Here is an 11,861-nt window from a genome sequence, read left to right as displayed (position 1 = left end):
TGCCCAGCCCGCCCGCCGACACCGCCGCCCCGGACGCCGCGCACACGGCCGTCGCGGTGCTGCTCATCGGCCCGGCCGGCGCCGGCAAAACCAGCGTCGCGCGCCACTGGGCCGACACCCGGAGGGTGCCGACCGCGCACATCAGCCTCGACGACGTCCGCGAATGGGTCCGGGCCGGCTTCGCCGACCCGCAGGCCGGCTGGAACGACCACTCCGAGGCGCAGTACCGCCTCGCCCGCCGCACCTGCGGCTTCGCGGCCCGCAACTTCCTCGCCAACGGCATCTCCTGCATCCTCGACGACGCCGTCTTCCCCGACCGGCCGGTCGTCGGCCTCGGCGGCTGGAAGCGGCATGTGGGTCCCGGCCTGCTGCCGATCGTGCTGCTGCCCGGTCTGGAGATCGTCCTGGAGCGCAACGCCCGGCGCAGTGGCAACCGCCGGCTCTCCGACGAAGAGGTGGCCCGGATCCACGGGCGGATGGCCGGCTGGTACGGCTCGGGACTGCCGATCATCGACAACTCCCAGCACGATGTCGCCACGACGGTACGGGTCCTGGACGATGTCGTGGCCCGCAGCATCGCCAGCCCGCCCACCTGGTAGCGGCCGGTACCCCGGGCGGCCCCGCTCGACCGGCCGCCTCGGGAAAGCCGCCGTACGCTCGTGATATGTCCGAGTTGTACGCGGCCCGACGCATGCAGCTGCGCGACCGCTGCGCCGCAACCGGAAGTGCCGCCGCACTGATCTCGCGCCCCGCGAACGTCCGCTATCTCACCGGCTGTGCCCCGTCCGGCGCCGCGCTGCTGCTGGGCCCCGCCATCGACGTGCTGCTGTGCGGCAGGCCGCTGAGCGGCGACCCCGCCGAGGGCCGGCCGGCCGACGACGTACGGGTGTCCGTCCTGCCGACCCGGGGCGGCGACCCGGTGGTGGCCGGCGCCGACCTGGCCGCGAAGGCCGGTGCGGACACCCTGGCCGTCGAGGAGCACCATCTGACCGTCACCCGCCACCGCGCGCTCTCCCAGGTCGCGCCCCGGCTGCACCTGACCGACCTGGCCTGCGCGGTCGAGGCGCAGCGGCTGGTGAAGGACGACGACGAGATCGCCTGTCTGCGGATCGCCGCCGAGATCGCCGACCAGGCCCTGGGGGAGCTGCTCGAATCCATCCTGGTCGGGCGCACCGAGCGGCATCTCGCGCTGGAACTGGAGCGCCGGCTGGTCGACCACGGTGCGGACGGCCCGGCCTTCCCCACCTCCGTCGCGACCGGCCCGAACGCCGGCCGACCCGGACACCTGCCCACCGACCGACGGGTCGAGGAGGGCGATTTCCTCAGTGTCTGCCTGGGCGCCAACTACCGCGGCTACCGCTGCGAGATCGGCCGTACCTTCGTCATCGGCACCACCCCCGAGGACTGGCAGATCGAGCTGTACGATCTCGTTTTCGCAGCCCAGCGCGCCGGGCGCGAGGCGCTGGCGCCGGGTGTGGAGTGCCGTGAGGTGGACCGGGTGACCCGCTGCGTGCTGGACGCGGCGGGGTACGGCGAGCGCCTCGGACCCTGGACCGGGCACGGCGTGGGACTCGAAATCGACGAGGACCCTCAGTTGTCCCCTGCCGCCATGGGTAAACTGGACGCTTGCGTGCCGGTCACCGTCGAACCGGGGGTTCACATCCCGGGCCGAGGGGGTGTCCGGATCGACGACACACTCGTCGTCCGCCCCGAGGCGGACGGCGGGCCCGAGCTACTCACGATCACGACCAAGGAGCTGCTCGCACTCTGAACCGCAGGGTTCGGGGCTGCGCCGCTCCCGGGTCCCACCACCTGCAGTCCAGGAGATTCCGCAACCGTGGCATCCACGAACGACCTCAAGAACGGCATGGTGCTCAAGCTCGACGGCGGCCAGCTCTGGTCCGTCGTCGAGTTCCAGCACGTCAAGCCCGGCAAGGGCCCGGCCTTCGTCCGCACCAAGCTCAAGAACGTGCTGTCCGGCAAGGTGGTGGACAAGACCTTCAACGCCGGTGTGAAGGTGGAGACGGCCACCGTCGACAAGCGCGGAATGCAGTTCTCGTACATGGACGGCGACTACTTCGTCTTCATGGACATGGACACCTACGACCAGCTGCACGTCGACCGCAAGGCCGTCGGTGACGCCGCCAACTACCTGATCGAGGGTTTCGAGGCGGTCGTGGCGCAGCACGAGGGCGAGGTGCTCTACGTCGAGCTGCCCGCCGCGGTCGAGCTGACCATCAAGCACACCGAGCCCGGCGTGCAGGGCGACCGTTCCACCGGCGGTTCCAAGCCCGCCGAGCTGGAGACCGGCTACTCCATCCAGGTGCCGCTCTTCATCACCACCGGCGAGAAGATCAAGGTCGACACCCGCACGGGCGACTACCTCGGCCGGGTGAACAGCTAACCGTGGCTGCCCGCACCAAGGCCCGTAAGCGCGCCTTCCAGATACTCTTCGAGGCCGACCAGCGCGGTGCCGATGTGCAGTCCGTGCTCGCGGACTGGATGCGGCACGCCCGGACCGACCCCCGGCAGCCGCCGGTGAACGAATACACCCTGCAGTTGGTCGAGGGGTACGCGGACCAGGTCACCCGCATCGACGAGCTGATCTCCACCTACGCGGTCGACTGGGACCTGGACCGGATGCCGGCGGCCGACCGCAGCATCCTGCGCCTGGGCGCCTTCGAGCTGCTCTGGGTGGACGACACCCCGGACGCGGTGGCGATCGACGAGGCCGTGCAGCTCGCCAAGGAATTCTCCACGGACGACTCCCCGGCATTCGTCAACGGCCTCCTCGGCCGGCTCAAGGAGCTGAAGCCGAGCCTGCGCCGCGAGGAGCAGTAGGCGCTCGGCAGAGCGTGTGAACGGGCCCGGAGCGCAGGGATCTGCTCCGGGCCCGTCGCATGCCCGCAGAACGCCGTCAGGGGCGCTCCTGGGTGGCACCGCGCGGCGGCGGTCCACCGCCGTCCGCCGGCCGGAACGCCGAACCGCCGCCCCGGAAGCCCGGAGCGGCGGCACGTTTCTGCAGGTGGGAGGGGGTCAGAGCTCGTCGTGCTGCACGGCGCGGCGGGCATCGGCGTCGAGCACGCCCCAGCTGATCAGCTGCTCGGTCAGCACCGAGGGCGACTGGTCGTAGATGACCGCAAGGGTGCGCAGGTCGTCCTGGCGGATCGAGAGGACCTTGCCGTTGTAGTCACCGCGCTGGCTCTGGATGGTGGCGGCGTAGCGCTGCAGCGGGCCGGCCTTCTCCTGCGGGACATGGGCCAGGCGCTCAAGGTCGAGCACCAGCTTCGGCGGCGGCTCGGCCGCGCCGCCCGGTGTCGTACCCGGCAGCAGCTCCTGGACCGGAACGCCGTAGAAGTCCGCCAGTTCGGCGAGGCGCTGCACGGTCACGGCACGGTCGCCGCGCTCGTACGAACCCACGACCACGGCCTTCCAGCGGCCCTGGGACTTCTCCTCGACGCCGTGGAGAGAGAGGCCCTGCTGGGTGCGGATGGCGCGGAGCTTGGCCCCGAGCTGTTTGGCGTATTCGCTGGACATATGGCTCCCCGGACGCTGTGTCGAAATGCGGCTCAGCCGCGGGCTGGTAACTCACTGTGAGGTTACGCAGCGTAATCTGACTTCGTCAAGCGGAACGGGGTAGACCCTCACCCGTCAGGGGTGCGGACGGGCGCTGACGGGGGTCCTGCTAACCTGACTGCGTAATTCCGACGTCCTTTAAGGTCCGTCCCGTGAGGCGGAGAAGGAGGTCCGTTTCGTATGGACGCACACACTTCCGACGCAGGGGTCCAGCTCCCCGCGCGACCGGTGCTCGAAGGCCCGGACATCGCGCGCATGCTCACCCGCATCGCCCATGAGATCGTCGAGCGCGCCAAGGGCGCGGACGACGTGGTGCTGCTGGGAATCCCCACCCGCGGCGTCTTCCTCGCCCGGCGGCTGGCCGCCAAGCTCGAAGAGATCACCGGCCGCGCGGTCCCGGTCGGCTCGCTCGACATCACGATGTACCGCGACGACCTGCGCCTGGGCCCCGCCCGCACGCTCGCCCGCACGGACATCCCCGCCGACGGCATCGAGGGCCGGCTCATCCTGCTCGTCGACGACGTCCTGTTCTCCGGGCGCACGATCCGCGCCGCGCTGGACGCCCTGGGCGACATCGGGCGGCCGCGCGCCGTGCAGCTGGCGGTCCTCGTCGACCGCGGCCACCGCGAACTGCCGATCCGCGCCGACTACGTAGGCAAGAACCTCCCCACGTCGCTGCGGGAGACGGTCAAGGTCCAGCTCACCGAGGAGGACGGCCGGGACGCCGTGCTGCTCGGCGTGAAGCACACCGCACCGGCCGGCGAGCGCTAGCGCCTCACGCAGGGACCCGGTGACCCCGGGCCCGCAGGCATGCCCGCTCGACGGACATCCCCGTACACCTCCTTCACTCACGGAGAACACCGGATGAAGCGTCACCTCATCTCGGCCGCCGACCTCACCCGCGACGACGCCGTCCTGATCCTCGACACCGCCGAGGAGATGGCCCGGGTCGCCGACCGGCCGATCAAGAAACTCCCCACGCTGCGCGGACGCACGGTCTGCAATCTCTTCTTCGAGGACTCGACCCGGACCCGGATCTCGTTCGAGGCCGCCGAGAAGCGGCTCTCCGCGGACGTGATCAACTTCGCCGCCAAGGGGTCCAGCGTGTCCAAGGGCGAGTCCCTCAAGGACACCGCCCAGACGCTGGAGGCGATGGGCGTGGACGCCGTCGTCATCCGGCACAGCGCCTCCGGTGCCCCCTACCGGCTCGCCACCTCCGGCTGGATCGACGCCCCGGTCATCAACGCCGGCGACGGCACCCACCAGCACCCCACCCAGGCCCTGCTCGACGCCTTCACCATGCGGCGCCGGCTCATCGGTCCCGACGCCGGGCTGGGCCAGGACCTCGGCGGGAAGCGCATCACCCTGGTCGGCGATGTGCTGCACAGCCGGGTCGCCCGCTCGAACGTCGACCTGCTGCACACCCTCGGCGCCGAGGTCACGCTGGTCGCGCCGCCCACCCTGGTGCCGGTCGGCGTCGAGACCTGGCCCTGCGAGGTGTCGTACGACCTCGACAGCGTGCTGCCGAAGTCCGACGCCGTGATGATGCTGCGGGTGCAGCGCGAGCGCATGAACGCCGCCTTCTTCCCGACCGAGCGCGAGTACTCGCGCCGCTACGGCCTGGACGGCCACCGGATGGCCCGGATGCCGGAGCACGCCCTGGTGATGCACCCCGGCCCGATGGTCCGGGGCATGGAGATCACAGCCGAGGTCGCCGACTCCGAGCGCTGCACGGTCGTCGAGCAGGTGACCAACGGGGTCTCCGTCCGCATGGCCGTCCTGTACCTGCTGCTGGGCGGCAACGAGCCCGCCGTGACCCACCCCCGTACCGAGGAGAAGTAAGACCATGAGCAAGATTCTGATCCGCGGTGCGAGGGTGCTGGGCGGGGAGCCGCAGGACGTCGTGATCGTGGACGAGACCATCACCGCCGTCGGCACCGATCTCACCGTCTCCAGCGCCGAGGGCGCCCAGGTCATCGAGGCCGGCGGGCAGGTGCTGCTGCCCGGCCTCGTCGATCTGCACACCCATCTGCGCGAGCCCGGGCGGGAGGACTCCGAGACCGTCCTGACCGGCACCCAGGCCGCGGCGAGCGGCGGCTACACCGCCGTGTTCGCCATGGCCAACACCTTCCCGGTGGCCGACACCGCCGGCGTCGTCGAGCAGGTCTACCGGCTCGGCCGGGAGCACGGCTACTGCGATGTGCAGCCGATCGGCGCCGTGACGGTCGGGCTGGAGGGCAAGAAGCTCGCCGAGCTGGGCGCCATGCACGAGTCCGCCGCCGGGGTCACCGTCTTCTCCGACGACGGCAAGTGCGTCCACGACGCCGTGATCATGCGGCGCGCCCTGGAGTACGTGAAGGCCTTCGGCGGCGTCGTCGCCCAGCACGCCCAGGAGCCGCGGCTCACCGAGGGCGCCCAGATGAACGAGGGCATCGTCTCGGCGGAGCTCGGGCTCGGCGGCTGGCCGGCCGTCGCCGAGGAGTCGATCATCGCCCGGGACGTGCTGCTCGCCGAGCACGTGGGATCCCGGGTGCACATCTGCCATCTGTCGACCGCGGGCTCCGTCGAGATCGTGCGCTGGGCCAAGTCCCGCGGGATCGACGTGACGGCCGAGGTCACCCCGCACCACCTGCTCCTCACCGACGAGATGGTGCGCACCTACAACCCCGTCTACAAGGTCAACCCGCCGCTGCGTACCGAGCGCGACGTCATGGCGCTGCGCGAGGCCCTCGCCGACGGCACCATCGACATCGTCGCCACCGACCACGCCCCGCACCCGCACGAGGACAAGGACTGCGAGTGGGCCGCGGCCGCCATGGGCATGGTGGGCCTGGAGACCGCGCTGTCGGTCGTCCAGCGGACGATGGTGGAGACCGGCCTGCTGGACTGGGCGGGCGTCGCGGACCGGATGTCGGTCAAGCCCGCGCAGATCGGCGGGGCCGCCGGCCACGGCCGTCCCATCTCGGCCGGTGAGCCCGCCAACCTCACCCTCCTCGATTCCGCTTACCGTGGAGAGGTGGACCCCGCGGGCTTCGCCTCCCGCAGCCGCAACACTCCCTACGAGGGTCGTGAGCTGCCGGGACGCGTCACCCACACCTTCCTGCGGGGCCGGGCAACGGTCGTCGACGGGAAGCTGGCGTGACTCCTTCACTGTTCCACCTGGCCGCGGCACAGCAGTCCGCACCGGTCACCGACTGGGCGGCACGGATCGGCTGGGTCGTCGGACTGCTGGTCTTCGTCGCCTTCGTCTACTGGCTGATGCGCCAGGGCTGGAAGTGGCGCGGCACGCTCCAGGGCGATCTGCCCGAGCTGCCGGCCACCCCCGAGGACCTGGGCGAGCCGCGGCTCCGGCTCAGCGGCCGCTACCACGGCTCCACCACCGCCGGGCAGTGGCTCGACCGGATCGTCGCGCACGGCCTGGGCACCCGCAGCCGCGTCGAGCTGACCCTCACCGAGCAGGGTCTGGACGTCGTACGGCCCGGCGCCACGGACTTCTTCGTGCCGGCCGCCGCCCTGCGCGGCGCCCGCCTGGACAAGGGCATCGCCGGCAAGGTCCTCACCGAGGGCGGGCTGCTCATCGTCACCTGGGAACACGGCGGCAAGGAACTCGACTCGGGCTTCCGCTCCGACCGGTCCGCCGAGCACGCCGCCTGGGTCGAGGCCCTCACCACGCTGAGTACCACCCCGCACACCACCGAGCACACCGAAACGGAAGGCGCACGATGACGACCTCCACCAGGGGTTCCGCCCACGGCACAAGGGGGCTCCCCGCCGTACTCGTCCTGGAGGACGGCCGCAGCTTCCACGGCCGCGCCTACGGGGCCGTGGGGGAGACCTTCGGCGAAGCGGTGTTCTCCACCGGCATGACCGGCTACCAGGAGACGCTGACCGACCCCTCGTACCACCGCCAGGTCGTCGTCATGACCGCCCCGCACATCGGCAACACCGGTGTGAACGACGAGGACCCCGAGTCGCAGCGGATCTGGGTCGCCGGCTACGTCGTCCGCGACCCCGCCCGCATCCCCTCCAACTGGCGCTCGGTGCGCTCCCTGGACGACGAGCTGGTCGCCCAGGGTGTCGTCGGCATCAGCGGTATCGACACCCGCGCGCTCACCCGCCACCTGCGTGAGCGCGGCGCGATGCGGGTCGGGATCTTCTCCGGCGAGGCGCTGCCCGACGCGGGCGTCATGCTCGCCAAGGTGCGCCAGGCCCCCGAGATGCAGGGTGCCGACCTGTCCACCCAGGTCGCCACCAAGGAGTCCTACGTCGTCCCGGCGATCGGGACGAAGAAGTTCACCGTCGCCGCGATCGACCTGGGCATCAAGGGCATGACCCCGCACCGCATGGCCGAGCGCGGCATCGAGGTGCACGTGCTCCCCGCCACCGCCACCGTCGAGGACGTCTACGCCGTCAACCCGGACGGGGTGTTCTTCTCCAACGGACCCGGCGACCCGGCCACCGCCGACCACCCGGTCTCCGTCATGCGGGGCGTCCTGGAGCGCAAGACGCCGCTGTTCGGCATCTGCTTCGGCAACCAGATCCTGGGCCGTGCGCTGGGCTTCGGTACCTACAAGCTCAAGTACGGGCACCGCGGCATCAACCAGCCGGTGCAGGACCGCACGACCGGCAAGGTCGAGGTCACCGCGCACAACCACGGATTCGCCGTCGACGCCCCGCTCGACAAGGTTTCCGACACCCCCTTCGGCCGCGCCGAGGTCTCCCACGTCTGCCTCAACGACAACGTGGTGGAGGGCCTGCAGCTGCTCGACCAGCCGGCCTTCAGCGTCCAGTACCACCCCGAAGCCGCCGCGGGTCCGCACGACGCCGCGTACCTCTTCGACCGCTTCACGTCTTTGATGAACACAGTTCTGATGGAGGGCCAGCGTGCCTAAGCGCACCGATATCCAGTCCGTCCTGGTCATCGGCTCCGGCCCGATCGTCATCGGCCAGGCCGCCGAGTTCGACTACTCCGGTACCCAGGCGTGCCGGGTCCTCAAGTCCGAGGGCCTGCGCGTCATCCTGGTGAACTCCAACCCGGCGACGATCATGACCGACCCGGAGATCGCCGACGCCACCTACGTCGAGCCGATCACCCCGGACTTCGTCGAGAAGATCATCGCCAAGGAGCGCCCGGACGCCCTGCTGCCCACCCTGGGCGGCCAGACCGCGCTCAACACCGCGATCTCGCTGCACGAGGCCGGCACCCTCGACGCGTACGGCGTCGAGCTGATCGGCGCCAACGTCGAGGCGATCAACAAGGGCGAGGACCGCGACCTGTTCAAGGAGGTCGTGGCGGAGGTCAACAGGAAGATCGGCCACGGCGAGTCCGCGCGCTCGGTCATCTGCCACTCCATGGACGACGTCCTCGCCGGCGTCGACGAGCTCGGCGGCTACCCGGTCGTGGTCCGCCCCTCCTTCACCATGGGCGGCGCCGGCTCCGGCTTCGCGCACGACGAGGAGGAACTGCGCCGGATCGCCGGCCAGGGCCTGACGCTCTCCCCGACCACCGAGGTGCTCCTGGAGGAGTCCATCCTCGGCTGGAAGGAGTACGAGCTGGAGCTGATGCGCGACAAGCACGACAACGTCGTGGTCGTCTGCTCCATCGAGAACTTCGACCCGATGGGCGTGCACACCGGCGACTCGATCACGGTCGCCCCGGCGATGACGCTCACCGACCGCGAGTACCAGACCCTGCGGGACATCGGCATCGCCGTGATCCGTGAGGTCGGCGTCGACACGGGCGGCTGCAACATCCAGTTCGCGGTCAACCCCGACGACGGCCGGGTGATCGTGATCGAGATGAACCCGCGCGTCTCGCGCTCCTCGGCGCTGGCCTCCAAGGCCACCGGCTTCCCGATCGCGAAGATTGCCGCCCGGCTCGCCGTCGGCTACACCCTCGACGAGATCCCCAACGACATCACCGAGAAGACCCCGGCCTCCTTCGAGCCGACTCTCGACTACGTCGTCGTCAAGGTCCCGCGGTTCGCCTTCGAGAAGTTCCCGGTCGCCGACGCCACGCTGACCACGACCATGAAGTCGGTCGGCGAGGCCATGGCGATCGGCCGCAACTTCCCCGAGGCGCTCAACAAGGCCCTGCGCTCGCTGGAGAAGAAGGGCAGCCAGTTCGACTTCGTCACCGCGCCCGGTGACAAGGCGGCGCTGCTGGAACGCGCGCAGGTCCCCACCGACGGCCGGATCAACACCGTCATGGAGGCCGTCCGCGCCGGCGCCACCCCCCAGGAGGTCTTCGACGCCACGAAGATCGACCCCTGGTTCGTCGACCAGCTCTTCCTCATCAAGGAGATCGCCGACGAGATCGCGGCCGCCGAGAAGCTCCACCCGGAGATCCTTGCGCACGCAAAGCGCTACGGCTTCTCCGACGCCCAGATCGCGGGCATTCGCGGGCTGCGCGAGGACGTCGTGCGCGAGGTCCGGCACGCCCTCGGCGTCCGCCCGGTCTACAAGACGGTCGACACCTGCGCCGCCGAATTCGCCGCGAAGACGCCGTACTTCTACTCCTCCTACGACGAGGAGACCGAGGTCGCGCCCCGCGAGAAGCCGGCCGTGATCATCCTCGGCTCGGGCCCCAACCGCATCGGCCAGGGCATCGAGTTCGACTACTCCTGCGTCCACGCCTCGTTCGCGCTCAGCGACGCCGGCTACGAGACCGTGATGGTCAACTGCAACCCCGAGACCGTCTCGACGGACTACGACACCTCCGACCGCCTGTACTTCGAGCCGCTGACGCTTGAGGACGTCCTGGAGATCGTGCACGCCGAGACCCAGGCCGGCCCGGTCGCCGGCGTCGTCGTCCAGCTCGGCGGCCAGACCCCGCTGGGTCTGGCGCAGGCGCTCAAGGACAACGGCGTGCCGATCGTCGGCACCTCGCCCGAGGCGATCGACCTCGCCGAGGAGCGCGGCGCGTTCGGCAGGGTGCTGACCGAGGCCGGGCTGCCGGCCCCCAAGTACGGCACCGCCTTCTCCTTCGACCAGGCCAAGCGGATCGCCACCGAGATCGGCTACCCGGTCATGGTCCGGCCCTCGTACGTGCTCGGCGGCCGCGGCATGGAGATCGTCTACGACGAGCCCTCGCTGGGGGAGTACCTCACCCGCCACGCCGGCCTGATCGACCGCCACCCGGTGCTCATCGACCGCTTCCTCGACGACGCCATCGAGATCGATGTCGACGCGCTCTACGACGGCCACGAGCTCTACCTCGGCGGCGTCATGGAGCACATCGAGGAGGCCGGTATCCACTCCGGCGACTCCGCCTGTGCGCTGCCCCCCATCACCCTGGGCGGCTTCGACATCAAGCGGCTCCGGGCGTCGACGGAGGCCATCGCCAAGGGCGTCGGCGTCCGCGGCCTGATCAACATCCAGTTCGCGATGGCCGGCGACATCCTCTACGTGCTGGAGGCCAACCCGCGCGCCTCCCGTACGGTGCCCTTCACCTCGAAGGCCACCGCGGTGCCGCTGGCCAAGGCCGCCGCCCGGATCTCGCTGGGCGCCACCATCGCCGAGCTGCGCGCCGAGGGCATGCTGCCCAGGACCGGCGACGGCGGCACCCTGCCGCTGGACGCGCCGATCTCCGTCAAGGAAGCCGTCATGCCCTGGTCGCGGTTCCGCGACATCCACGGCCGCGGTGTGGACACCGTCCTCGGCCCGGAGATGCGCTCCACCGGCGAGGTCATGGGCATCGACTCGGTCTTCGGCACCGCCTACGCCAAGTCGCAGACCGGCGCGTACGGCGCACTGCCCACCAAGGGCCGGGCGTTCGTCTCCGTCGCCAACCGCGACAAGCGCTCGATGATCTTCCCGGCCCGGGAGCTGGTCGCGCACGGCTTCGAGCTGCTCGCCACCTCCGGCACCGCCGAGGTGCTGCGCCGCAACGGCATCAACGCCACCGTGGTGCGCAAGCAGTCCGAGGGCGAGGGCCCGGACGGCGAGAAGACCATCGTCCAGCTGATCCACGCCGGCCAGGTCGATCTGATCGTCAACACCCCGTACGGCACCGGCGGCCGGCTCGACGGCTACGACATCCGTACCGCCGCCGTCGCCCGCGGCGTCCCGTGCCTGACCACGGTCCAGGCGCTGGCCGCCGCCGTCCAGGGCATCGAGGCCATGTCCCGCGGAGATGTGGGGGTGCGTTCCCTCCAGGAACACGCCGAACATCTCACCGCGGCCCGCGCGGAGTAGGGACCGGGAGGGGGACACCGAGGCGGTGTCCCCCTCTTCGTGAGCCCCGCACCCGCTCCACGAGCCCCCGACTCCTCACCGCGGAAGGT

At 70.7% G+C, this 11,861-nt stretch carries 11 protein-coding genes; 10 read left to right on the top strand and 1 reads right to left on the bottom strand.

Translation table 11 applies throughout. The annotated features are described in order from the left end of the window. The 4 genes from EST54_RS03965 to nusB form a co-directional block, all read left to right on the top strand. The coding region (locus EST54_RS03965) for an AAA family ATPase (RefSeq protein WP_129245038.1) at positions 1-599 on the top strand (599 nt) is incomplete at its 5' end. 65 nt (positions 600-664) lie between these two features. After that, positions 665-1,771, top strand: coding sequence for an aminopeptidase P family protein (locus EST54_RS03960; protein WP_129245036.1), 1,107 nt, complete (start codon positions 665-667; stop codon positions 1,769-1,771). A gap of 66 nt (positions 1,772-1,837) precedes the next feature. Then, a complete protein-coding gene (gene efp, locus EST54_RS03955; protein WP_129245034.1) occupies positions 1,838-2,404 on the top strand; it encodes an elongation factor P in 567 nt (188 codons plus the stop codon). 2 nt (positions 2,405-2,406) lie between these two features. Beyond that, positions 2,407-2,841, top strand: a complete 435-nt coding sequence (nusB, locus tag EST54_RS03950; protein ID WP_129245032.1) for a transcription antitermination factor NusB — start codon at positions 2,407-2,409, stop codon at positions 2,839-2,841. A 195-nt stretch (positions 2,842-3,036) separates the two neighbouring features. Here nusB and bldD read toward each other — a convergent pair whose 3' ends face one another. Continuing rightward, complete coding sequence (bldD, locus tag EST54_RS03945) at positions 3,037-3,537, bottom strand: transcriptional regulator BldD (RefSeq protein ID WP_093482219.1); 501 nt, start codon at positions 3,535-3,537, stop codon at positions 3,037-3,039. A gap of 219 nt (positions 3,538-3,756) precedes the next feature. On the opposite strand from bldD, the gene pyrR reads away from it, so the two are divergent. From pyrR to carB, 6 genes are all read left to right on the top strand, one after another. Next, on the top strand, positions 3,757-4,347 hold the full coding sequence (pyrR, locus tag EST54_RS03940; RefSeq protein WP_006607458.1) for a bifunctional pyr operon transcriptional regulator/uracil phosphoribosyltransferase PyrR: 591 nt from the start codon (positions 3,757-3,759) through the stop codon (positions 4,345-4,347). 93 nt (positions 4,348-4,440) lie between these two features. Beyond that, positions 4,441-5,418 carry an aspartate carbamoyltransferase catalytic subunit gene (locus EST54_RS03935; protein WP_129245030.1) on the top strand — a complete coding sequence of 326 codons (978 nt, stop codon included), beginning with the start codon at positions 4,441-4,443 and terminating at the stop codon, positions 5,416-5,418. A gap of 4 nt (positions 5,419-5,422) precedes the next feature. Next, positions 5,423-6,718 carry a dihydroorotase gene (locus EST54_RS03930; protein WP_129245028.1) on the top strand — a complete coding sequence of 432 codons (1,296 nt, stop codon included), beginning with the start codon at positions 5,423-5,425 and terminating at the stop codon, positions 6,716-6,718. After that, entirely contained in the window at positions 6,715-7,302 is a 588-nt protein-coding gene (locus EST54_RS03925) for a PH-like domain-containing protein (protein ID WP_129245026.1), read from the top strand. Before EST54_RS03930 ends, EST54_RS03925 begins: the two co-directional genes overlap by 4 nt. Next, positions 7,299-8,468 (top strand): glutamine-hydrolyzing carbamoyl-phosphate synthase small subunit, encoded by a 1,170-nt coding sequence (gene carA / locus EST54_RS03920; RefSeq protein ID WP_129245013.1) that lies wholly within the window; start codon positions 7,299-7,301, stop codon positions 8,466-8,468. The genes EST54_RS03925 and carA overlap by 4 nt, the downstream gene beginning before the upstream one ends. Beyond that, positions 8,461-11,772, top strand: a complete 3,312-nt coding sequence (gene carB / locus EST54_RS03915; protein WP_129245011.1) for a carbamoyl-phosphate synthase large subunit — start codon at positions 8,461-8,463, stop codon at positions 11,770-11,772. Before carA ends, carB begins: the two co-directional genes overlap by 8 nt. Positions 11,773-11,861 lie beyond the last annotated feature (89 nt).

Source organism: Streptomyces sioyaensis (assembly GCF_004122735.1).
In the GTDB taxonomy this organism is placed as follows: domain Bacteria; phylum Actinomycetota; class Actinomycetes; order Streptomycetales; family Streptomycetaceae; genus Streptomyces; species Streptomyces sioyaensis.
The sequence above is the reverse complement of the archived record's forward strand: the minus strand, read 5'-3'. Positions and strand labels throughout refer to the sequence as shown.

Excerpts from the sequence above, each read along its gene's own strand:
- bldD (WP_093482219.1), bottom strand. The coding sequence starts at position 3,537 with ATGTCCAGCGAATACGCCAAACAGCTCGGGGCCAAGCTCCGCGCCATC.
- EST54_RS03935 (WP_129245030.1), top strand. The coding sequence starts at position 4,441 with ATGAAGCGTCACCTCATCTCGGCCGCCGACCTCACCCGCGACGACGCC.
- EST54_RS03930 (WP_129245028.1), top strand. The coding sequence starts at position 5,423 with ATGAGCAAGATTCTGATCCGCGGTGCGAGGGTGCTGGGCGGGGAGCCG.
- EST54_RS03960 (WP_129245036.1), top strand. The coding sequence starts at position 665 with ATGTCCGAGTTGTACGCGGCCCGACGCATGCAGCTGCGCGACCGCTGC.
- pyrR (WP_006607458.1), top strand. The coding sequence starts at position 3,757 with ATGGACGCACACACTTCCGACGCAGGGGTCCAGCTCCCCGCGCGACCG.
- carA (WP_129245013.1), top strand. The coding sequence starts at position 7,299 with ATGACGACCTCCACCAGGGGTTCCGCCCACGGCACAAGGGGGCTCCCC.